General features: G+C 72.2%; 16 protein-coding genes. 1 reads left to right on the forward strand and 15 read right to left on the reverse strand.

Translation table 11 applies throughout. The features are described from left to right. Positions 1 to 107 precede the first annotated feature (107 nt). The 13 genes from BLV24_RS12965 to BLV24_RS13025 all read right to left on the reverse strand — a co-directional run bounded on the left by BLV24_RS12965 (position 108) and on the right by BLV24_RS13025 (position 17215). The gene (locus BLV24_RS12965; protein WP_281242926.1) at positions 108 to 1154 is read right to left on the reverse strand and encodes an NAD(P)H-dependent flavin oxidoreductase; all 1047 of its coding nucleotides are present in this window, start codon (positions 1152 to 1154) and stop codon (positions 108 to 110) included. Then, a complete protein-coding gene (locus tag BLV24_RS12970) occupies positions 1151 to 2806 on the reverse strand; it encodes a class I adenylate-forming enzyme family protein (RefSeq protein ID WP_218133406.1) in 1656 nt (551 codons plus the stop codon). The genes BLV24_RS12965 and BLV24_RS12970 overlap by 4 nt, the downstream gene beginning before the upstream one ends. 1 nt (position 2807) lies before the next feature. Beyond that, a complete protein-coding gene (locus BLV24_RS12975; RefSeq protein WP_092682403.1) occupies positions 2808 to 4058 on the reverse strand; it encodes an acyl-CoA dehydrogenase family protein in 1251 nt (416 codons plus the stop codon). 24 nt (positions 4059 to 4082) lie between these two features. Beyond that, positions 4083 to 5132: a phosphotransferase family protein gene (locus BLV24_RS12980; protein ID WP_092682405.1), complete on the reverse strand. Its 1050-nt coding sequence runs from the start codon at positions 5130 to 5132 to the stop codon at positions 4083 to 4085. Between the two features lie 32 nt (positions 5133 to 5164). After that, complete coding sequence (locus BLV24_RS12985) at positions 5165 to 5959, reverse strand: FadR/GntR family transcriptional regulator (RefSeq protein WP_092682895.1); 795 nt, start codon at positions 5957 to 5959, stop codon at positions 5165 to 5167. Positions 5960 to 6208: 249 nt separating this feature from the next. Continuing rightward, entirely contained in the window at positions 6209 to 7816 is a 1608-nt protein-coding gene (locus tag BLV24_RS12990) for an acyl-CoA carboxylase subunit beta (RefSeq protein WP_092682407.1), read from the reverse strand. Beyond that, positions 7813 to 8037: an acyl-CoA carboxylase biotin carboxyl carrier protein subunit gene (locus BLV24_RS12995; protein WP_092682409.1), complete on the reverse strand. Its 225-nt coding sequence runs from the start codon at positions 8035 to 8037 to the stop codon at positions 7813 to 7815. Before BLV24_RS12995 ends, BLV24_RS12990 begins: the two co-directional genes overlap by 4 nt. A 34-nt stretch (positions 8038 to 8071) precedes the next feature. Further along, a complete protein-coding gene (locus tag BLV24_RS13000; RefSeq protein WP_176954739.1) occupies positions 8072 to 8878 on the reverse strand; it encodes a TetR/AcrR family transcriptional regulator in 807 nt (268 codons plus the stop codon). A 248-nt stretch (positions 8879 to 9126) separates the two neighbouring features. Beyond that, complete coding sequence (locus BLV24_RS13005; RefSeq protein ID WP_092682897.1) at positions 9127 to 10737, reverse strand: AMP-binding protein; 1611 nt, start codon at positions 10735 to 10737, stop codon at positions 9127 to 9129. A gap of 64 nt (positions 10738 to 10801) precedes the next feature. Then, positions 10802 to 14143, reverse strand: a complete 3342-nt coding sequence (locus BLV24_RS13010) for a carboxyl transferase domain-containing protein (protein WP_092682413.1) — start codon at positions 14141 to 14143, stop codon at positions 10802 to 10804. A gap of 44 nt (positions 14144 to 14187) precedes the next feature. Then, positions 14188 to 15495, reverse strand: a complete 1308-nt coding sequence (locus tag BLV24_RS13015) for a TRAP transporter large permease (RefSeq protein WP_092682415.1) — start codon at positions 15493 to 15495, stop codon at positions 14188 to 14190. 3 nt (positions 15496 to 15498) lie between these two features. After that, positions 15499 to 16062, reverse strand: coding sequence for a TRAP transporter small permease (locus BLV24_RS13020; RefSeq protein WP_092682417.1), 564 nt, complete (start codon positions 16060 to 16062; stop codon positions 15499 to 15501). A 13-nt stretch (positions 16063 to 16075) separates the two neighbouring features. Further along, the gene (locus BLV24_RS13025) at positions 16076 to 17215 is read right to left on the reverse strand and encodes a C4-dicarboxylate TRAP transporter substrate-binding protein (protein ID WP_176954740.1); all 1140 of its coding nucleotides are present in this window, start codon (positions 17213 to 17215) and stop codon (positions 16076 to 16078) included. A 356-nt stretch (positions 17216 to 17571) separates the two neighbouring features. Between BLV24_RS13025 and BLV24_RS13030 the strand changes: the two genes are divergently transcribed. After that, complete coding sequence (locus tag BLV24_RS13030) at positions 17572 to 18372, forward strand: helix-turn-helix transcriptional regulator (protein WP_092682421.1); 801 nt, start codon at positions 17572 to 17574, stop codon at positions 18370 to 18372. A 60-nt stretch (positions 18373 to 18432) separates the two neighbouring features. Here BLV24_RS13030 and BLV24_RS13035 read toward each other — a convergent pair whose 3' ends face one another. Next, complete coding sequence (locus BLV24_RS13035; RefSeq protein ID WP_092682423.1) at positions 18433 to 20418, reverse strand: acetyl/propionyl/methylcrotonyl-CoA carboxylase subunit alpha; 1986 nt, start codon at positions 20416 to 20418, stop codon at positions 18433 to 18435. Next, a complete protein-coding gene (locus BLV24_RS13040; protein ID WP_092682425.1) occupies positions 20415 to 22028 on the reverse strand; it encodes an acyl-CoA carboxylase subunit beta in 1614 nt (537 codons plus the stop codon). Before BLV24_RS13040 ends, BLV24_RS13035 begins: the two co-directional genes overlap by 4 nt. Positions 22029 to 22099: the final 71 nt, after the last annotated feature.

Raw genomic sequence — 22099 nt, forward strand, 5'->3', positions numbered from 1 at the left:
GCGCCGGCGGCCTGCAGGAAGGTCCAGGCCACGCAGCCTGTCCGCCACCACGGCCGCGCTCCAGGGAGGAGAACGCGGCCGATCCCTCAGCAGAGCGTATGGCTTCCTCAGGCGACCCGCGAAGCCGCCTGGGCGAGGCTGGCCCGGCAGTCCGCCACGATGCGCTCGATCAGCTCGGCGCAGGTGGGGATGTCGTCGATCAGCCCGCAGACCTGGGAGGCCCAGACCAGTCCGCCATCGGTGTCGCCCTCCTCCAGCGCCGCGCGGCCGCGGGCGCCGGCGACGAGGGGGTGGATGTCCTTGAACTCGGCGCCGCCGGGGCGGGTCTCGATGGCCACGACCTCTTCGGACACGGCGTTCTTCAGAACCCGGCCGGTGTTGCGCATGGTGCGGAAGATCAGGATCGTGTCGCGCTCGCCGGCCCGGACGATGGCCTGCTTGATGTTGTCGTGGATCGGGGCCTCGGCCACCGCGCAGAAGCGGGTGCCCATGTTGATGCCCTCGGCGCCCAGCGCGAAGGCGGCGGCCATGGTGGCGCCGTCGCCGATGCCGCCCGAGGCGATCAGCGGCACCTTCACCGCGCGCGCCGCGGCGGCGAAGAGCACGAGCCCCCCGATGTCGTCCTCGCCGGGATGGCCCGCCGCCTCGAACCCGTCGATGGAGATGGCGTCCACGCCCGCGCGCTCCGCCGACAGGGCGTGGCGCACGGCGGTGCATTTGTGCACGACCTTGCCGCCGGCGGCGTGGATCTGCTCGATGAATTCCTTGGGGCTGCGCCCGGCGGTCTCGATCACCTTCACGCCCGCTTCCAGCGCGGCGGAGAGGTATTCCGCATAGGGCGGCGGCGAGGCGGCGGGGAAGATGGTCAGGTTCACGCCGAAGGGCTTGTCGGTCATCTCCCGGCAGCGGGCGATTTCCCTGGTCAGATCCTCGGGCGTCGGCTGGGTCAGCGACGTGAGGATCCCCAGCCCCCCCGAATTGGAGACGGCGGAGGCGAGCTCCGCCCGCCCGACCCATTGCATGCCGCCCTGGATGATCGGGTACTGGGTGCCGAGAAGCTCGGTGACGCGGGTCTTCATCTGGGTTTCCTCCTGGTCGGGCGCGGCCTCTGCGGGGGCGTCCCGAGGGTTCGGGGGGTGGCGCGCGGCTCTCAGCCGAAGCCGAGGGCGGCGCGGATCTCGCGCTTCATGATCTTGCCGTTGGCGTTGCGGGGCAACGGGTCGATGCGGAAGGTGAAGCTTTCGGGGCGCTGGTAGTCGGCGAGCGCCGCCGCGCAATGGGCGGCCAGCGCGGGCTCCGACAGCGGCCCGTCTGGGGCGACCAGCACGGCGTGGACCCGCTCGCCCAGCACAGGGCAGGGTTTGGCGATGACGGCGGCCTCGACCACGCCGGGGAAGTCGTGCAGCACGCCTTCGACCTGCGCCGTGAAGATCTTGAAGCCGCCGCGGTTGATCATGTCCTTCTTGCGGTCGTGGACATGGACGAAGCCGTCCGCGTCCTTCGAGCCGATGTCCCCGGATTTCCAGAAGCCGGCGCAGAATTCGCGCGCCGTGGCCTCGGGGTTCTCCCAGTAGCCCGGCACCACGTTGGCGCCGCGATGCCACAGCTCTCCGTGGACGCCCGGGGGGCATTCGCGACCGTCATCGTCCATCACCACGATCTCCGCGCCCGGAGCGGGGAGACCGACGGAGAGGCGGCGGGCGGAGGTCTCCTCGGCCCGCATGACGGTGATGGGGGAGGACGTCTCGGTCGCGCCGTAGCAGTTCACCAGGCCCAGCGAGGGGACCTTGGCCGCCATCCGCTCGATGGTCGGGGCGGGCATGGGGGCGCCGCCGAACAGCCCGAGGCGCCAGGCGGAGAGGTCATGCGCCGCCGGATCGTCCTGGTGAAGCAGGAGGTTGTACATGGCCGGGACGAGCACGACGAAGGACATGCGCTCGGCCGCGGCGGTGGCGAGGAAACGGGCGGCCTTGAACTCGCGGATCACGATCAGCGGCGCGCCGGCGGCCATGGCGGCGTGCAGACCGGCGACGAGGCCGGTGACATGCGACAGGGGCGCCACCACGCACATGCGGTCATCGGCGGTCAGCCGGCAGGTGCGATTGTAGATCAGCGACGAATGGATCAGCCCCAGATGGGTCAGCACCGCCCCCTTGGGCGTGCCGGTGGTGCCGGAGGTGTAGAGGATGGTGGCGGGCGCGTCCTCCTCCGGCACGGCCGCGGGGGGGGCCGCGTCAGGGTCGACGCGCAGGGCGGCGTAGGGCTCGAAGCCGGGGACGGGGGCGGCGCCCAGCGCGAAGCGGCGGGTCAGCGCCGGGGTCTCGGCCGGATCGGGAAGGCGGGCGGCGGCGGCGGGTTCGGCGATCACCACCCGCGCGCCGGAATTGCTCAGCGCATGGCGCAGGCCCGGCGTCTGGTCGCGGGTCGAGAGCGGGACCAGCACCGCGCCGAGCCGGGCGACGGCGTAAGCCAGCGCCACGAATTCCAGCCCGTTGCCAAGCAGGATCGCCACCCGGTCCCCCTGCCCCACGCCGGCGGCGGCGAGGCCGGCGGCGAGCCCCCGGACCTCGCGGTCCAGTTCGGCCCAGGTCAGGCGGCGGCGCGCGGGCGCGCCGTCGTCGAGGATCAGCGCCTCGGCGTCGGGACGGGCGGCGAGGGCGGCGGCGAGCATGGCGTGCAGATGGGGCGGCCGGTCGGGAAAGCAGGCCACGACCCGCTCCCCGTAATGCCGTTCCCGGCGCAGGGGGAAGTCCCAGGCGTAGCCGCCCGCTTCCCCGCGCCCGCCTGTTCCGCCGCCCTCCTCCACGTCAGTGGGCCTTGACGTAATGGGCCATGTTGGCGCCGATGCGGCCCTTGGCCTTGCCCAGCTCATCGCGGGCGATGACCATGAGATGCACCTCGTCCGGCCCGTCGATGAAGCGCAGGGCGCGGCCCCAGGTCCACAGATAGGACAGCGGCGTGTCGGGCGTGATGCCCGCGGCGCCGAAGACCTGCATCGCCCGGTCGGTGATCGAGGTCTGAAGCCGCGCCGCCACCACCTTGATGGCCGACACGTCCACCCGCGCCGCCTTCGGCCCGTCCTTGTCCATCTTCCACGCGGCGCGCAGCATCAGCAGGCGGGCCTGGTCGATGTCGAAGCGGGCCTCGGCGATCCAGTCCTGGATATTGGCGCGCTCGGCCAGGGCCTTGCCGAAGGTCTTCCGCTCCAGCGCCCGCTCGCACATCAGCTCCAGCGCCAGTTCGCACTGGCCGATGGTGCGCATGCAGTGATGGATGCGCCCCGGCCCCAGCCGCGCCTGCGCCAGCATGAAGCCGTCGCCCTCGGAGCCCAGCATGGCGTCCACCGGCACACGGACGTTTTCGTAGAGCACCTCGGAATGCCCCTCGGGGGCGTGGTGGTGCATGATGGCGACGTCGCGCACGATCTTCACGCCGGGCGTGTCCATCGGCACCAGGATGAAGCTGTGCTTCTTGTGGCGGTCGGCCTCGGGGCTCGGGTCCGACACGCCGAAGACGATCGCCAGCTTGGCGTTCGGGTGCATCGCGCCGGTGGAGAACCACTTGCGCCCGTTGATGACGTATTCGTCGCCCTCGCGGATGATGGTCGTCGACAGGTTGGTGAGGTCGGACGAGGCCGCGTCCGGCTCGGTCAGCCCGACGATGGAGCGGATCTCGCCCATCATCAGCGGCTTGAGCCAGCGCTCCTTCTGCGCGGGCGTGCCGAAGCGGTGCAGGATCTCCATGTTGCCGGTGTCGGGGGCCGAGCAGTTGAAGATCTCGGAGGCCCAGGGCACGCGGCCCATGATCTCGGCCAGCGGGGCGTATTCGAGGTTGGTCAGGCGGGTGCCCGGCTCATCGTCGCCCAGGCCCGGCATGAACATGTTCCACAGGCCGGCCTCGAAGGCCTTGGCCTTCAGCGGCTCGATCACCTCCAGCGGGTAGGTCCCGGCGGCGGCGAGTTCGTGGAACTTCTGGTTGGCCGGCAGGATGTGGGACTGCATGAAGTCCTCGAGCCGGTCCATCAGGCCCAGGGTCTTGGCGGAATATTCGAAATCCATGTGCGGACGGGTCCTTGTGCGGGGTCAGGCCGCGGTCCAGCCGGCGGAACCGGCGAGGATCGCGGCGGCCTTGGCGGCGGCGGGGGCGGAAAGCGCGCCGACCGCGGCGGCGTCCTCCCCCGCGGCCGAGCCGGCCTGGTGGCGCGCCGCGATCCCTTCGAAGATCACGGCGAAACGGAACAGCGCGAAGGCGCGGTGGAAGGGCGAGAGCGCGGTGTCGGAGCCGCCGGCGGCGGCGTAGGTCCGCGCGAAGCCGGCGAGGTCGGGAATGCCGAGACGGTCGAGGTCCAGCCCCTGCACGCCGCCGAGCTGGCCGGGCTCGAATTCCCAGAAACAGGCGGCATGGGCGAGATCGGCCAGCGGCTGGCCCAGCGTCGACAGCTCCCAGTCCAGCACGCCGAGCACGCGGGGCGCGTCCTTCGCCCAGATCACGTTGCCGATGCGGTAGTCGCCATGCACGATGGTGGGCGCGTCGTCGGCCGGCACGTTGGCCGCGAGCCAGGTCGACAGCGCCTCGATATTGGCGTCTTCGCGGGTGCGGGCGGTGTTCCAGTTGCGGGTCCAGCGGGCGATCTGGCGGGCGAAGTAGTTCTCCGGGCGCCCGAAGCCCTCCAGCCCCGCCGCGGCCCAGTCCACCCCGTGCAGGCGGGCGAGCACGCGGGCGAGATCGGCGTAGCCTTCGGCCCGCTCGGCGGCGGACCAGCCGGGAAGCGCGCTGTCATGCTCGACCCGGCCGTCAAGACGCTCCATCAGGTAGAAGGCGGCGCCGATGACCTCGGGGTCCTCGACCAGCGCGATCATGCGCGGGGCCGGCACGCCGGAGCCGTCGAGCGCGGCCATCACCCGGTATTCCCGGTCCACCTGGTGGGCGGAGGGCAGCAGATCGCCGTTGGGCTTCTTGCGCAGCACCAGCGCGCGGCCGCCATGGTCGACGAAATAGGTGGGGTTGGACTGGCCGCCGGAGATGCGGCGGATGCGGACCTCGCCGCCGCCCAGATACGCCGACAGGCGGGCGGGGTCGAAATCCACCGGCCCCTCGATCAGGCCTTCGGGGCCGGAAGTCGCTTCGCTCATGCCTAGGGTCTCGCTCCTGTCCGGTCCTGCGCTCACGCTTTGGGTTCCGCGCCGGGGCGGGCGCCGCCGGGGACCAGCGGCGCGATGGGCACGTCCATGGGCAGGCCGGCCATCTCGTAGCCGCGGCGGAAGTCGCGGATATGCTTGCGCATCCAGTCGCCGGCGCGCGCGGGATCGCCGGCGCGGATCGCCTCGATCATGCCGGCATGGGCGTCGACCTGGCGGCCGGGGGCCTGCGGCAGGCGCGGCACCAGCGCCTCCATCCCCGAATAGAGCAGGAAGCCCACAGGCTCGCGGGCCAGCATCAGGGCGCGGTTCTTGCCCGCGGCGGCGACGAGGCTGTGGAACTGGGTGTCGAGCGCCACGATCTCGCCGCGGGCGTCGGGGGCGCCGGCCTCGGCGGAGGCGGTGGCGGCCGTGAGGCGGGCGTGGTTGGCGTCGAGCCGGGCGATGTCCTCGGCGTCGGCGTTGCGCGCGGCGAGCTCGGCGGCCAGCGGCTCGGTGGCGATGGCCGTGGTCCAGAGTTCGTCGAAGGTCACTTCCAGCAGGCGCAGGGCGCGGGACGATCGGGTGGCGAGGTCGCGGGACCGCGGGATCGACACCACCAGCTTGCGGGGCGAGGCGCGGCGCACGAGACCCTCGGTCTCCAGCTTGCGGATGCCCTCTCGGATGGTGGAGCGGTTGACGCCGAAGAGCGAGGCCATCTCGACCTCGCCGGGGAGCTGTTCGCCGGGACGGAGGCGGCCGTCGAGGATGCGGGCCTCAAGCTCCGCCGAGACCATCTGGTAGGCGTGCGCCACCTGAAGCGGCTTGGCATCGAGCCCCATGGCGGCCATCCTTTTCCTGCCCGCGAGCCGTCGCGCGCCCTGGATCGGCGGGTCGAGCGCGGGGACCACGGCGCCGGCGCGCGTGGATGCGCGCGGCTCTGTATGTTTGTCGGACATTACTAAGGGAGGAAGCGAAGTCAACCGCTTGCAGGCGCGCCGCCGACGGTCGCGCGGGCCGCGCCGGGGCGCCGCGGCGCGCGGGAACCGGGGGCGCGGGCGGCGAGGGGCGCCCGGTCCGGCGGCATGGCCTCAGATCGGAGGGATGGCGCGGAACTTGGGCGGCATGAACAGGTCGCGCCGGGCCGGGGCGCGGGCGAGGATTTCCAACAGCCGGGCGCGGGTTTCGGACGGGTCGATGGCGTCGTCGAGCCCGAAGCCCTCGGCCCCGCCGAAGGGGGTGACGCGGGTCCGCATCTCCGCCACGCGGGCGGCGCGGGCGGCGGCGGGGTCCTCGGCGGCGGCGAATTCGCGGCGGTGGATCACCTCCACCGCGCCCTCGATCGACATGGCGCAGATCTCGGCGGTGGGCCAGGCGAAGCTGGCGTCGGAGTCGAAGCTGCGCCCGCCGCACATGGCGAAATAGCCCAGCCCGTAGCCCTTGCGCAGCACGACCGAGACGCGCGGCACCGTGGCCTGCCCCAGCTCCGCGATCAGCTTGGCGGAGCGGCGGCCGAGCTGGGTCTTCTCCGCGCCCGATCCGATGAAGAAGCCCGGCACGTCGATCAGGTAGATCAGCGGCAGCCCGTAGGCGTCGCAGGTGGCGACATGGCGGGCCATCTTCTCGCAGGCCGCGGCGGTCAGCATGCCCCCCAGATGCAGGGCCTGGTTGGCGAGGGCGCCCACGGGGCGCCCCTCCAGCCGGGCGAAGGCGCAGACGGCGTTCCTGGCGAAGCTCGGCTTCATCTCGAACGCGGAGCCTGGGTCGAAGATCCCCTCGATCACCTTGCGGACGTCATAGGCGCGGCGGGTGTTGGCGGGCACCAGCGACGCCAGGGCCTCGGCGCGGGCGGCCTCCGCGGCCGGGTCGGGCGCGGGGGCCGGGCGCAGGGCGGGCTCGGCGCGGGCGTTGGAGGGGAGATAGGCGAGGAAATCCCGGATCGCGCCCAGCGCCTCGGCCTCCGTGTCCACGGCGAGGTCCGCGAGCCCGTGGCGATCGACCTGGGCGGAGGCGCCGCCGAGCGTCTCCTTGTCGATGACCTCGCCGACGCCGGCCTTGACCAGCGCCGGACCGGAGAGACCCATGTAGGATCGTCCCCGCACCATCACCACGAAATCGGCCAGCGCCGAGTAGTTGGTGGGCGCCGCGAACCCCGCCCCGAGGATCGCCGCGGCCATCGGAACCCAGCCCGACATGCGCGCGAGATCGTGGAACAGCGGGTTGGCCCAGGCGTAATGCCGGCTGTCCTGACCCGACGAGATCCGGTGCCCGCCGCCGTCGAGCAGCATGACCAGCGGGCAGCCCTCGCGCAGGGCGCGGCGGGCGGCGTGCTCCAGCTTGACCGAGCCGATGACGCCGGAGGACCCGCCCTCCACGGTGAAATCCTGGGAGACGAGCACCACCGGGCGGTCCTCGGCCCGGCCGATGCCGTAGATCATGCCGTCGGCGGGTTTCTCGCCGGGGGCGGCGTCCTCGTCGCGGGCGAGGCCGCCGATCTCGCGGAAGGTTCCGGGGTCGCAGAAGGCCTGCGCGCGGGCGCGGGCGGTCATCTCGGCGCGGGCGTGCTGGCGGGCGACGGCTTCGGGCCGGGCCGCGTCGTCGGACAGCCCGCGCAGCCGGGCCAGGTCGGCGCGGCGGGTCGCCATGTCGTCGGCAGCGGGGGCGGGGGTCGGGGTCGGGGCGGTAACCGGCCGGGTCATCGGTCGATCCGGGCGAGCACCTGGCCCTCGGCCACCGCCTCGCCGGGGGCGACGAGCAGTTCGGCGACCACGCCGGGGGCGGGGGCGGGCACCGGGATCTCCATCTTCATGCTTTCGAGCACCAGGATCTCGTCCCCCTCCGCCACCTGCGCGCCGGGGGCGAGGGCAACGGTCCAGACCGTGCCGGCCACTTCGCTGATCACCTCGATGCGGGTCGTCATGGCATGTCCTTTCCGGGGGGCGAGGGAGAGCGGCTCATGGCGCGGAGATGTCGCGCAGGATCCGGTCGCAGGCGTCGACCGCGTCCTCGGGCAGCCGCGCGGTGTCGCCGGCGCCCAGATGTTGCAGGCACAGCCCGTGGATGATGGAGAGCAGCACGCCCGCGGTGCGCTCCAGGTCCACGCCGTCGCGCAGCTCGCCCGCGGCCTCGGCCTCGCGCAGGTGGCGCAGGAAGCCCTCGCGGTAGGTGGCGTGGAGCTGGGTGACGCGCGGGGCCAGCTCGGGCTCCGGCCCCGAGGCGTCGACCATGAGCTGGTAGAGGCAGATGGCCGCCTCGGAACTGTCGCGCACGCCTTCGCCATGGGCGAGCACCCGGGCGCGCAGGGCGGCGAGGCCGGATTTGCCGGCGAGGCGGCTTTCCAGGTAGCGGTCGAACCAGGCGAGGGACGCGTCCATGACCGCGCCGAGCAGGGCGAGCTTGGCGCCGAAGCGTTCGGCGGGCAGGCCGCGGGAATAGCCGGCGGCGAGGCCGATCTGGGCGAGGCTCGCGCCCTTGGCGCCGTGGCGGGCGATCAGGGTGATGGCGGCGCGCAGCATCCGGCGGTCGGATTCGCGGCGACGTTCGGCCTGGGCGCGGCGGGCCGGAGGCTCGGCCGGGTCCGGGGCGGGGGCGGGGGCGGGGGGCGGCGCGGCGTCGGCGCGGCCGCCGAGCGCCGGGACCGGGCCGGGACCGAGCGGGGCGGGACCAAGCGAGGCGGGGGCGTGCGGGGCGGGGGCGTGCGGGGCGGGACCACGCGGGGCGGGGGCGCCCTGCCCCGCGCGATCGCCCTCGGCTTCGCCCATGGGCGCCGCCGCGTCCGCTGTCCCATGCTCGCCGGCCGCGTCTCTCGCGACCGCCCTGGCGCCGGCGGCGGCGCCCAGGGCCTTCGCCCCCTGCGACTCGCGCGCCGTCTTCGCCACGCCGGCCTTCCGCCGCGCCGCGTCGTCGCTATTTCCGTCCGAGGCCCCGCCTGAGGTCATGCCCGCTCCCTGCCGCGGGCGCCGGCCGGGCGCGGGCGTCGTCGCCCCGCCCGCCTCGCACGCCCCGCGCGTCATCCGCCGATCTTCTCGCGCCGCACCCGGACCCCGGCCGCCTCGCGGTCCCAGGTGTCCCGGGTCACGCCCGTCTCCCGCAGCTCCAGCTTGCGGACCTTGGCCGTGGGGGTCTTGGGCAGCGCCTCCACCACCCGGATGTAGCGGGGCAGCATGAAATGGGCCATGCGCGGGACGAGAAATTCCAGCAGCGCCGCGGGGTCGAGGCTGCGCCCCGGCGCAGGGGCGACGACGATCATCACCTCGTCCTCCGAGACCTCGGAGCGCACCGCCACGGCGGCGCATTCGTTGACGTCCGGATGGGCCAGCGCCTCGGCCTCGACCTCGTAGGAGGAGATGTTCTCGCCCCTCCGGCGGATCGCGTCCTTGATCCGGTCCACGAAGAAGAAGTTGCCGTCCGCATCCCGCCGGAACCCGTCGCCGGTGTGGAACCAGCCGTTGCGCCAGGCTTTCGCGGTGGCCTCCGGGTTCTTGTAATAGCCGGAATTCAGCACCCAGGGCGCGTCGGCGCGCACGATCAGCTCGCCCGCCACGTCCACGCCGACCTCGCAGTCGTTGTCGTCGACGATCCGCGCCTCGATCCCCGCGCGCGGCCGGCCCGCGGCGTGCACGATGGTGGGATCGAGCCCGGTGACGATGGGCACGCTGACCTCGGTCATGTTGAACAGCGACATGATCCGCACGCCGAAACGGGCGGAGAACTCGGTGGCGTCGAAATCGTAGGGGATCAGGCAGACCAGCCGCAGCGGGTTGTCGGCGTCGCCGGGGGAAGGGGGCTGCTTGGCGAGAAACTGGGCCATGACGCCGAGCAGGATGACGAAGGTCGTCTCCGTCTCGCGGATCATGTCCCAGAAGGTCTCGGTCCGGAAGGACTCGATCATCGAGAACGAGCCGCCGCGGGCCAGCATCGTGTGACAGGGCAGCGTGCCGCCGACATGGAACAGCGGCAGGTTCGCCATGTAGCGATCCTCGGGGCCCAGCGGCAGGGCCTCGCCGGTGGCGGTGAGATGGGCGTAGGACGACAGCACCCCCTTGGAGGGGCCGGTGGTGCCCGACGTGTAGATGATCGACTGCACGTCCCAGGGCTGGAGCGGACGGGCGAGTTCCGGCGGCTCGGCGCCCTGGGGGGCGAGCGCGTCGGGGCCGTGGAGGGTCAGGCCGGCGCAGGGCGACGCGTCGCCGGCCAGCCGCACCAGGGTTTTGAGGCGCGCGGTCGGCACGTCCTCCAGCCTCGGCGCCAGGTCGCGATGGGCGACGATCACCTCGGCGTCGGAATTCTCGATGACATGGGCGAGCAACCCGCCCCTGTAGGCGGTGTTGATCGGCACATAGACGGCGCCGAGATAGTTGATCGCGTACCAGGTGCGCAGCGCGTCCTGCCCGTTCGGCAGCCAGGAGACCACGTGGTCGTCCTGCTTCACCCCCAGGGCGGCGAGCCCGGCGGCGGCCTGGCGGACCTCGGCGCGCAGGCGGGCGTAGGTCCATCGCTCGCCATCGGGGAAGACGGCGTAGACCTTGTCCGGCGTCTCCGCGGCGCGGCGGTCGATCAGGGTCCGGGTCACGCAGTCCCGCGCGGCGGGCAGGCGCGGGTCGATCGGGGTCTCGGTCATCGCGGCATCCTCCCGGATTGGGCGGCCGGCCCGCATCTGGCGGCGGGCTCGGCCGAAGATCATGTCACCAGGCGTCGATCCAGGCGTGTTTCTTGCCGTTGGGGCCGCGGCCGAGCCCCTGCCAGGGCGTGTCGAGCGCGGAGGAGATCCAGTCCCGCGTCTCGGCCGGGTCGATCACGTCGTCGATCTCGAACAGGCTGGCGGCGGACAGCGCGGCGCCGCGGGAATATTCGGCGGCGACGAGGCGCTGGAACTCGGCCTCGCGCGCTTCGGGGTCCTCGATGGCGGCGAGCTTGTCGCGGAAGCCGAGCCGCACGAAGCCCTCCAGCCCCATGCCGCCGAATTCGCCCGTGGGCCAGGAGACGAGGAACAGCGGGTTGTGGAACCCGCCCCCCGCCATGCCCTGCGCGCCGAGCCCGTAGCCCTTGCGCAGCACCACGGTGAAGAACGGCACGGTCAGGTTGGCGCCGACCAGGAACAGGCGCGAGCAGTGGCGCACGAGGCCGGTCTTCTCCGCCTCCGGTCCCACCATGTTGCCGGGCGTGTCGCAGAGATAGAGCACCGGCACGTCATGGGCGTCGCACACGGTCATGAAGCGCGCGGCCTTGTCGGCGGCGGGGCTGTCGATGGCGCCGCCCAGATGCATGGGGTTGTTGGCGACCACGCCGACGGGCTGGCCTCCCACCCGGATCAGCGAGGTGATCATGCCGTGGCCGAAGCCGCGGCGCAGCTCCAGCACCGAGCCCTCGTCGGCGATCAGGTCGATGGCGGCGCGGATGTCATAGGCCTGCCGGCGGTTCTCGGGCACCACATGGCGCAGGCGGCGCTGGTCGGCGGCGGTCCAGTCCTTCACCGGCCCCTGGAAATAGGAGAGGTAGCGCTTGGCGACGTCCACCGCCTCGGCCTCGTCCTTGACCAGCACGTCCACGACCCCGTTGGGGACCTGCACGGACATGGGCCCGACTTCCTCGGGGGTGTAGACGCCGAGCCCGCCGCCCTCGATCATCGCGGGGCCGCCCATGCCGAGATTGGTGTTCTCGGTCGCGATGATGACGTCGCAGAGGCCCAGCGCCGCGGCGTTGCCCGCGAAGCAACGGCCCGAGACGACGCCGACCATGGGGGCGAGGCCGGAATGCCCCGCCATCATGTGGAAGGTGGGGGTGTCGAGCCCGCCGGAATTGATGAAATCGGTGTCGCCCGGCCGCCCGCCGCCGCCCTCGGTGAAGAAGATCAGAGGCAGGCGGCGGCGGTTGGCGATCTTGAGCAGCCGGTCGGTCTTGGCGTGGTTCTTCCAGCCCTGGGTGCCGGCGAGCACGGTGTAGTCATAGGCCAGCACCGCGCAGCGGGCCTTGTCGGCGTCGAAGCGGTCCCCGTTCACATGCCCGACGCCCGCGATCAGCCCGTCGGCGGGGGTGCGGGCGATCAGGTCCTCGATGGGGCGGCGGGTGCGCTGGGCGGCGATGACCAGGCCGCCGTATTCGGTGAAGGAGCCGTCATCGGTCAGGTCGGCCACGTTCTCGCGCGCCGTGCGCTGGTTGGTCTTGCGGCGGCGCGCCACGGCGTCGGGGCGGGCCTCGTCCAGCGTGATGCGGCGGCGCTCCATCGCCTCAGCGAGATCGGGGCGGATATGGTCGAGGTCGATCTCCGCGGTCTCGGCGGCATCGGCGCCGAGGCTTTCGTCCGGGGCGTAGATGGCGACGGGCTGGCCCTCGGTGGCCATCTCGCCGGGCTTGACCAGAAAGCGCAGGACGCGGCCGGCGGAGGGGGCGGCGACCCCGTGCTCCATCTTCATGGCCTCCAGCACGATGACCCCGGCGCCGGCGGGGATCTCCGCTTCCGGCTCGACGGAAAGCGCGATGACCGAGCCCTCGATGGGCGCGCGCAGGAACTCCGCGCCCTCCGGCAGATCGGGAAGCGCGTCGGGGGCGCCCGTGGCGGCGGCGGCGGCGTGGGGCTCGGCGGCGACGGCGTGGCGGGCGGGATGCGCGGCCTCGGCGGTCAGCTCGGGGCCGTGGGCTTCGAGAAAGCCGGTGTCCACATCATTGGCCAGGAAATCCGCGCGCCGCAGCAGGTTGCGCAGGATGGCGGCGTTGGTGGCCACGCCCTCGATGCGGAATTCGCAGAGCGCCCGGTAGGTCCGCCGCACCGCCGAGGCGTAGTCGGAGGACGGGTCATGGCAGATCAGTTTCGCCAGCAGCGTGTCGAAACCGGGATTGGTGCGGAAGCCGGCGAAGCCCGCCGTATCCACCCGCACGCCGGGGCCGGAAGGCAGGTCGAAGGCCGTCAGCGTGCCCGAGGCGGGCTTGATGAGGCCCTTCGCCCCGTAGGTCTCGGCGTTCAGGCGAAGCTGCACCGCGAAGCCGCGGGGCTCGGGCGGGGGACCGGCGAGGCCGAGATCGGCGAGGCTCGCCCCCTCCGCCGCCCGGATCTGGAGTTTCACCAGGTCCAGCCCGGTGACTTCTTCCGTCACCGTATGCTCGACCTGGAGGCGGGGATTGGCCTCCATGAAGGCGAACTGATCCTCGGGCCGGGCGGCGTCGCGGTCCACGAGGAATTCGAAGGTGCCGAGCGCGCGGTAGTCGGCGGCGCCCGCCATGGTCAGCGCGGCGTCGAGGATGCGGGTGCGAAGGGCGGGGTCGAGGAAGGGGGCCGGCGCGATCTCGACGATCTTCTGGTTGCGGCGCTGGAGGGTGCAGTCGCGTTCCCACAAATGCGTCACGGCGGCGCCGTCGCCCAGCACCTGCACCTCGATATGGCGGGCGCGGCGGATCAGGCGCTCGGCATAGACCTCGTCGGAGCCGAAGGCCATTTTCGCCTCCGACCTGCAGCGGGCGTAGGCTTCTTCGAGATCGGCGGCTTCGGTCACCCGGCGCATCCCGCGGCCCCCGCCCCCGGCGGCGGCCTTGATCATGATGGCGGCGTTCGGCCCGAGGCCGTCGAAGAAGGCGCGGACCTCCTCCAGGGACGCGTTCCGCCCGGTCCCCGGCAGCATCGGCACGCCCAGTTCGGCGGCCAGCGCGCGGGCGGCGGACTTGTCGCCGAAAAGCTCCAGCGCCTCCGGCGAGGGGCCGACGAAGGTCAGCCCGGCCTCGGCGCAGGCCCGCGCGAAGCCGGCGTTCTCCGACAGGAACCCATAGCCCGGATGCACCGCGTCGGCCCCGGCCTCCACCGCCGCCGCGACGATCCCGGCGGCGTCGAGATAGGCCCGCGGGCCCACCCCCTCCAGCGCCACGGCGCGGTCGGCCTTGCGCACATGCAGGGCCTCGGCGTCGTCGGCGGAGAAGACGGCGATGGTCTCGATCTCCATCTCCGCCGCGGCGCGCATGACGCGGACCGCGATCTCGCCCCGGTTGGCGACGAGCAGCCGCCGGATCGGACGCGGGGCGGAGGAGGCGGCTTCAGACATCGGGAACTCCGGAAAGGGGGAACAGGGACGAGCCGGGGGCCGGCTCAGTCCATCAGCTCGGGCAGCCAGGTGATGATCTCGGGGAAGGCGATGAACAGCGCCACCGCGATGGCGTCGGCCACGAGGAACCACAGGATGCCCTGGAAGATCTTGGTCAGGCTCACGTCGTCGCCGACCACGCCCTTGATGACGAAGACGTTCAGGCCGACGGGCGGCGTGATCATCCCGATCTCCAGGAACTTGGCGAGGAACACGCCGAACCAGATCAGGTCGATGTCCTCGGCCCGCAGGACCGGCAGCAGCACCGGCAGGGTCAGCAGCATCGCCCCGATCGGGTCGAGGAACATGCCGAGGAAGAGATACAGCGCCGAGATGCCCAGAATAAGCATCAGCGGGTCCGCCTGCAGCCCGATCACCGCCTGGGCGATCAGCTCTCCCGATCCCGACAGCGCGAGGAAGCGGGTCAGCAGGTTGGCGCCGATGGCGATGAGGAACAGCGCGGCGGTGGTGGTCAGCGTCTCCTGCACCGCGGCCCAGATCGCCGGCCCGGTGAGCGAGCCCTTGGACCAGGCGATGACGATCGAGGCGAAGGCGCCGACGGCCCCGGCCTCGGTCGCGGTGAACAGGCCCACGAACATGCCGCCGATCACCACGATCAGCAGGGCGAGGACGGGCCAGGTCTCCTTCAGGTGGGCGATGCGTTCGGCCAGCGGCGGGCGGGTGGAGAGCCGCGGCGCGCAGGCGGGGTCGATAGCCGCGCGGATCCAGATGACCGCGATATAGAGGATGGCGGTGACCAGCCCCGCGCCCACGCCGCCCATGAACAGCTTGCCGATGGGGGCCTCGGCGAAGACGCCGAACAGGATCAGCAGGATGGAGGGCGGGATCAGCGCCCCCAGGGTGCCCGCGGCGGCGATGGAGCCGGTGGCGAGGCCCTTGTCATAGCCCGCGCGCAGCATCTCCGGCACCGCGATGCGGCCCATGGCGGCGGCGCAGGCGACCGACGATCCGGTGACCGCCGCGAAGCCCGCGGACCCGATGACCGACGCGATGGCCAGCCCGCCGGGCAGCCGCGCCATCCAGCTTCGGCACGCCTCGAACAGCCCGCGGGTGAGGCCCGCATGGTAGCACACGAAGCCCATGAGCAGGAACATGGGGATCGACGACAGCGTCCACTTGGCCGCGAAATCGTAGGGGACGGCGGAGAGGATGCCCCAGGCGGGCCGCTCTCCGATCAGGATCCAGACGCCGCCGAAGGAGACGCCGATCAGGCTCAGCCCCACCGGCACGCGCAGCAGCAGAAGGATGACCAGCAGGGCCAGTCCGAAGACGCCGATGACCTCGTTGCCCATGGCTCAGACCCCGCGGGTTTCGTCGGGCGCTTCGGCGGCGTCGGCCGGCTGGTCCAGCGGGACCTCGCCCATGGCGCCGGAGATCCCGGTGACGGCGGAGGCGGCGCGATAGAGCAGCACGGCGGCGAACAGGCCGAAGCCGATGGGCAGCACGAAATAGCCCGGCCAGGTGGGCATGTTGATGTCGAGCTCCTGGATATAGGTGCCGGAGCGGAATTTCTTCATCGCCTCGAACCACAGCCGCCAGGCGATGCCGGCGCAGCCCAGTCCGCAGACCAGCGCCACGATCCCGCCCAGCGCCCGCTTCCACGAGGCCGAGAGATGCGCGAAGACCAGCTCGACCGAGATGTGACGGTTGAGCTTCTCGGCCAGGGCCAGCGGCGCGAAGGCCACGAACAGCATGTAGTAGTTGGCCACGAGGATGGAGGTCAGGGGGATCGGCCAGGAGATCAGGTTCTTCAGGGCCACGTCCGCCACGATCTGAAGCATCATCAGGATCACCGCCGCCGCGCCCAGAAAGGTCGCGGCGACGATGAGCCAGCCGAGCAGCCGGCCGATCAGGGTCATGTCGGAGACCCGCTCAGTTCAGGACGGCGGCGTCGACCTTCGAGAAGATCTCCGCATTGTAGAGCTCGGCCACCGCGTCGATGTCGCCCGCGTCGATCCCGGCCAGCAGGCCCTCCCACTTGGCGATCAGCTCCAGCATCCGGGCGACCTGGGCCTCGGCGTCGGCGATGCCGTGCTTCTCCATGTTGTCCTTGGCGACGGTCTTGATGTCGTCCTCGCGGAACTTGACGGAAGCCGCGTGCAGGGCCTCGGACGGCTCGACCAGCTCGACGCCCACCGACGCGGGGTCGGCCAGCAGCTTGGCGTTGTCCTGAAGGTAGGTGACGGTCGCCCAGGCGGTGGCGGAGCCGGCGGCCTCGAGGAAGGCGCGCTTGTCGTCATCGCCCAGATTGCCCCACAGGTCCTTGTTCACGGTGTACATGGAGTTGCCGTTGAACAGGCCGATCGGCTCGTTCAGCAGGTAGTCCACGACCTCGCCCAGCGACAGCGACTGCAGGATCTCGGGGGCGTGGGTGTTGCCGTCGAGCTGACCCTGGGAAATCGCCTCGTAGATGTCGTTGGCCGAGAGCACGACCGGCGTGGCGCCCATGGCGTCGACCCAGCGGCCATAGGGGCCGAAGCCGCGGATCTTCTTGCCCGAGAAATCCTCGGGCGTGGTCAGCGGATCGACCGACATCATGTAGTAGGGCCCGGTCACGACCATGCCGAGGAACACCTGGTTCTGGTCGGCGTATTCCTTGAGGCAGGGCGCGCAGGAGAACATGAACTCGTTCACCGCGCCGGCCATCACCACCGGGTCGGTGGTCGCGGTGGCGAGGTCGCCCACCAGGTTGGTGTTGGGAAACTCGGCCCGGTGATAGGCGGGCACCACGAAGGCGCCGTCGGCGATGCCGTCGCGCAGGCCGGTCATCGACTCGGCGAAGTTCAGCAGCGAGGCCTCGAAGATCTTGCCGGTATAGGCGCCGTCGGTATTGGCCTCGATGTTGTCGGCGAACTGATACATGCCGCGCACCAGCGCGCTGGAGCCGGACATGCCGACGGCGATGCGCAGCTCTTCGGCCTGGGCCGGGGCGGGGGTGGAAAGCGCGGTGGCGCAGAGCAGCGCGGCGGCCGCGGGCACGGCGAAAACGCCGCCGAAACGGGTCTTGGTCATCTGGAGACTCCTCCCTGAGTCGCTATGCGGGGCGACTCGGGTCGCCTCCTTATGGTCCGACGCTACGCATTTCATGGTCAGCCAGCAAGTTTTTTCAAACCGTCGTTTTCCGTTGACATTCTCCCGAGTATGTCCCGGGATGCCGCCTTGAGGAATCCACGCGCCGCCCGGCATGGGGCGGGCGAAAGGCACGCGGATCAACCGCGGCCGACCTCGGGGGAGGAGACGAGAACGCGGGGGCCCTGTCCCCGCGGGATGCGCCTGCGCGCGTCACGACCCCTCCCTCCCATCGGCCCCAGACGGGCCGGGCGACGCGCCCGGACCGCGGCGGGGCGCAAGCCGCGGGGAGGACGCGCATGAAGATGCTGGCGGAGGGCAATCCGAACGTGATGCTCGTCGGGCCGGACCGGGTGTTCTACAACGGTCTGCTCGGCAATACCGGCAAGGAAAGGCAGCTGGGGGGGTTCGCGATCTACACCGCCCCGGTCGGAGATTTCGAAATCGCCATCGAGGACGGCCCCAAGCGGCGCACCCGCATCGCGGCCGTGTCGCCGCATGTGCGCCACCGGATCACCGCGGAGGCGAACCTGATCGGCTCGGTGGTGATCGAGCCCGAAACCGTGGCCCCGGGGGAGCTCGACGCCCTGGCGCGCCGCACGCTCGACGCGCAGGAGGCCGCGCGGATGCATGCCCGCATCGCCGACGCCAAGCGGCGGCTGGATGGGTCGGAGGACCTGTCGGGCTTTTCCACCGAGGATTTCGACGCCCTGCTGCTGGGGGCTCCGCTGACCCGCCGGCATCTCGACACCCGCGTCGAGGGCGCGGCGCGGGCGCTGCGGGACCTGGGCGCCGACCAGCCGGTGGCGGCGGAGGATTGCGCGATGGAGGCGGGGCTTTCGACCTCGCATTTCCTGCATCTCTTCACCCGTGAGACCGGGCTGCGCTTCCGCTCCTGCCGGATGTGGAAACGGGGCCGGGCGCTGCTGCGCCATGTCACCAGCCCCGAGACGCTGACCAATGTGGCGCTGGACCTGGGCTATCCGGACAGCACGCATTTCAGCCACTCGATCCGCCGGATCTACGGGCTGACGCCGCGGTCGATCTTCAAGGGCTCGCGGGAGCTGGAGATCGTGGAGGGGGCGACGGCGGCGCACTGAGCGCCGCGCCGCGCCCCCCTGCCCTGCGTATCGGTCCGCGCGCGCCTTCACGTTTCCGCCTCAGGCCTGGGGCGCGAGGCGCGCGAGCACCTGCCCGGCGGAGACCTGGTCGCCCTTGCTCACCAGCATCTCGGCGACCTGGCCGCCGCCGCGCAGGCGCTGGACATGCTCCATCTTCATCGCCTCCAGCGTGACCAGCGGCGCGTTGGGGGCGACGGTCTCGCCCGGCGCCGCATGGACCGCGGCCACCTGCCCGGTCATCGAGGCGCGCAGCACGCCGTCATCGGCCCCGTCCTCGGCGGTTTTCGCGGGCGCGTGGGCGAGGTCGGTCAGCGCCAGGTCCACGCTCCCCGCAGAGATCCAGATCCGCTCCCCGTCCCGCGCCCAGGCGAGCCGCGCCGTGCGGCCGCGCCAGCGCAGGGCGGCGGCGCCGGGGGTGAGAGAGACGACCGCCACGGGCTCCGGCGCGGCGTCGCCCAGGGTCACGGACCAGTCGCCGGTCGCGCGGTCGCGGGCGATGGCGGCCTCGCGGGTCGCGCCGCCCATCGCGAAGCGGATCGGGGCGGCGAAACCATGGGCGAGCGGGTGGGCGCGGAAGCCTTCCGCCGGCAGGGGCGCGGCGGTGAGCAGGACCAGCAGGGCCGCGGCGGGGGCGAGGGCTTCGGCGGCGTCCGGGTCCGGATCGGTGAGCGCGGCCCCGAGGCGGGGGCAGAAGTCGGTGCGCGCCTCGCCCGACGCGAAGTCCGGATGGGCGAGGGCCCGGACCAGGAACCCCCGGTTGGTGGCGAGCCCCGGAACCGCCGTCCGTTCCAGCCCTGCGATCAGGGCCAGCCGGGCGGCCTCCCGCGTCGGGCCGGAGGCGATCAGCTTGGCGGCCATGGAGTCGTAATGCGGCGAGATCTCCGTCCCCGTCTCCAGCGCCGTCTCGACCCGCAGACCGGTCGGGGCGGACCAGAGCGCCACGCGCCCGGTCTGGGGGAGGAACCCGGCTTCGGGATCCTCGGCGCAGAGCCGCGCCTCGATGGCGTGGCCCGTGAGGCGGATATCGGATTGCGTCAGCGGCAGGGGCTCTCCCATCGCGACGCGGAGCTGCCATTCCACGAGGTCGAGGCCGGTGATGGCCTCGGTCACCGGATGCTCGACCTGGAGACGGGTGTTCATTTCCATGAAGTGGAAGCCGCCCGCCTCGTCGAGCAGGAATTCCAGCGTGCCCGCGCCCTCGTAGCCGATGGCCTTCGCCGCGGCGACGGAGGCGGCGCCCATCGCCTCGCGCAGCGCCGGGGTCACGGCGGGCGAGGGCGCTTCCTCCAGCACCTTCTGGTGGCGGCGCTGGACCGAGCAGTCGCGCTCCCCCATGTGGACGGCGGCGCCGAAGCGGTCTCCGAACACCTGGATCTCGACATGGCGGGGGCGGAGGATGGCGCGTTCCAGCAACACGCGGTCGTCGCCGAAGCCGGCCATGGCCTCGGACCTGGCGGAGGCCAGCGCGGCGGGGAAGTCGGCCGCGGCCTCCACCAGCCGCATCCCGCGGCCGCCGCCGCCCGCGACCGCCTTGATCATCAGGGGGAATCCGACGTCGCGGGCGGCGGCGGTCAGGGCGGCTTCGGATTGGTCGGTCCCGTCATGGCCCGGCACGCAGGGCACGCCCGCCGCCGTCATCGCGGCCTTGGCCGAAGCCTTGTCGCCCATCGCCCGGATCGCCGCGGCGGAGGGGCCGACGAAGACCAGCCCGGCGGCGGCGCAGGCCTCCGCGAAGTCGGGGTTTTCGGACAGGAACCCGTAGCCCGGATGGATCGCCTCGGCGCCCGAGACCGCGGCGGCCGAGAGGATCGCGGCGATGTTCAGATAGCTTTCGCGCGGGGTGGCCGGGCCGATGGCCACCGCGAAATCGGCGGCGCGGACATGGGCGGCGTCGCGGTCCGCTTGGGAATAGACGGCGACGGTCTCCAGCCCCATGGCGCGGGCGGTGCGCATGACGCGCAGCGCGATCTCGCCGCGATTGGCGACGAGGAGGCGGCGGAAGGGGGTCGGGCGCGGCGCGCTCATGGCCGGGCCACCGCGAACTGCACGGGGCGCGGGGCGCGGGCGTCGCCCTCGGCGCAGATGCGCAGGGCCAGCGCCAGCACGGCGCGGGTGTCGCGCGGGTCGATCACGCCGTCGTCCAGCAGGCGGGCGGAGGTGTGGAAAACGTCCATCTGGCTCTCGAATATCTCGGTGATGCGGGCGGTCTGGGCGGCCAGCGCGTCCTCGTCGGGTTCCACGCCCTTGCGGGCGGCGCCGGCGCGGGCGACGATCTCCATGGTGCCCGAAGCCTGCTCGGCCCCCATCACCGCGGTGCGGGCGTTGGGCCAGGCGAAGCAGAAGCGGGGGGCGAAGCCGCGCCCGCACATGCCGTAATTGCCGGCCCCGAAGCTGGCCCCGCAATAGAGGGTGATCTGGGGCACGTTGGCGTTGGTCACCGCCTGGATCATCTTGGAGCCGTGCTTGATCATGCCGGCTTCCTCGAACGCCCGGCCGACCATGTAGCCGGTGGTGTTGTTGAGGTAGAGGATCGGCGTGCCGGTCTGGCAGCAGGCCTGGATGAAATGGGTCGCCTTGTTGGCGCCGGCGACGTCGAGGGGGCCGTTATTGGTGACGATGCCGACCTGCTGACCCTCCACCCGCGCGCGCCCGACGACAGTGGCGGGGCCGTAGCCGGCGCCGGTCTCCTCGAATTCGGAGCCGTCGACGAAGCGCGCGATGACCTCGCGCATGTCCACCGGGCGGCGATGGTCGGAGGGCATGACGGAGAGCATGTCCTCGGGGTCGCAGGCCGGGGCCGGGGCCGGTTCGGCGGGCGCGACCCGGTCCCAGCCGAGATCGTCGACGATCCGGCGGGCGATGCCGATGGCGTGGCGGTCATCCTCGGCCATGTGGTCGCCGAGGCCGGAGACCGTGGTGTGCATGACCGCGCCGCCCAGCTCCTCCTCGGTGGCGACTTCGCCGGTGGCGGCTTTCAGCAGCGGCGGACCGGCGAGGAAGGCGCGGGTGCGGCCGCGGACCATGACGATGTGGTCCGAAAGGCCGGTCTGGTAGGCGCCCCCCGCCGTCGAAGACCCGTGCGTGACGGTGATGACCGGAAGGCCCGCCGCCGACAGCCGCGCGAGGTTGCGGAAGGTCGAGCCGCCATGGATGAAATCCTCGACCCGGTAGGCCATCAGGTTGGCGCCGGCGCTTTCGACCAGCTGCACGTAGGGGAGCCGGTTCTCCAGCGCGATTTCCTGCGCGCGCAGGGCCTTGTCGAGCCCGTAGGGCTGCAACGCCCCCGCCGCGATGCCGCTGTCCGAGGCGTTGATCATGCAGCGCACGCCGCGGATCACCCCGATGCCCGCGATGATGCCGCCGCCGGCGATGCTCTTGTCCGCGTCGGGCGTGTCGCAGCGATAGCCGGCCAGCGTGGAAAGTTCGAGGAACGGCTGGCCGGGGTCGAGCAGCAGGGCCACCCTTTCGCGCGGCAGAAGCTGGCCGCGGGCGGCGAAGCGGGGGCCGGCGGCGGCGGAGCGGGCGCGGGTGCGCGCCTCGATCACGCGCAGGCGGTCGAGGGCGGCGAGCAGTTCGGCGCGGTTGGCGGCCTGGGCCTCGGCGGCGGGCGAGAGGGCGGTCTCGATTCGGGGCATGGGCGGCGGCGTCTCCCTTTCGGCCTCTCTGACGGGGCCTGCGATGGAAGGGAGCCTAGCGAACGGTTCCG

The sequence above is a fragment of the Albimonas donghaensis genome, assembly GCF_900106695.1.
GTDB lineage: Bacteria > Pseudomonadota > Alphaproteobacteria > Rhodobacterales > Rhodobacteraceae > Albimonas > Albimonas donghaensis.

Coding starts and splice junctions, on each gene's coding strand:
- BLV24_RS13020 (WP_092682417.1), bottom strand. CDS start 16,062: ATGACCCTGATCGGCCGGCTGCTCGGCTGGCTCATCGTCGCCGCGACC.
- BLV24_RS12990 (WP_092682407.1), bottom strand. CDS start 7,816: ATGACCCGGCCGGTTACCGCCCCGACCCCGACCCCCGCCCCCGCTGCC.
- BLV24_RS13035 (WP_092682423.1), bottom strand. CDS start 20,418: ATGAGCGCGCCGCGCCCGACCCCCTTCCGCCGCCTCCTCGTCGCCAAT.
- BLV24_RS12995 (WP_092682409.1), bottom strand. CDS start 8,037: ATGACGACCCGCATCGAGGTGATCAGCGAAGTGGCCGGCACGGTCTGG.
- BLV24_RS12975 (WP_092682403.1), bottom strand. CDS start 4,058: ATGGATTTCGAATATTCCGCCAAGACCCTGGGCCTGATGGACCGGCTC.
- BLV24_RS13015 (WP_092682415.1), bottom strand. CDS start 15,495: ATGGGCAACGAGGTCATCGGCGTCTTCGGACTGGCCCTGCTGGTCATC.
- BLV24_RS13030 (WP_092682421.1), top strand. CDS start 17,572: ATGAAGATGCTGGCGGAGGGCAATCCGAACGTGATGCTCGTCGGGCCG.
- BLV24_RS12980 (WP_092682405.1), bottom strand. CDS start 5,132: ATGAGCGAAGCGACTTCCGGCCCCGAAGGCCTGATCGAGGGGCCGGTG.
- BLV24_RS13000 (WP_176954739.1), bottom strand. CDS start 8,878: ATGGGCGAAGCCGAGGGCGATCGCGCGGGGCAGGGCGCCCCCGCCCCG.
- BLV24_RS13010 (WP_092682413.1), bottom strand. CDS start 14,143: ATGTCTGAAGCCGCCTCCTCCGCCCCGCGTCCGATCCGGCGGCTGCTC.
- BLV24_RS13025 (WP_176954740.1), bottom strand. CDS start 17,215: ATGACCAAGACCCGTTTCGGCGGCGTTTTCGCCGTGCCCGCGGCCGCC.
- BLV24_RS13005 (WP_092682897.1), bottom strand. CDS start 10,737: ATGACCGAGACCCCGATCGACCCGCGCCTGCCCGCCGCGCGGGACTGC.
- BLV24_RS12985 (WP_092682895.1), bottom strand. CDS start 5,959: ATGGGGCTCGATGCCAAGCCGCTTCAGGTGGCGCACGCCTACCAGATG.
- BLV24_RS13040 (WP_092682425.1), bottom strand. CDS start 22,028: ATGCCCCGAATCGAGACCGCCCTCTCGCCCGCCGCCGAGGCCCAGGCC.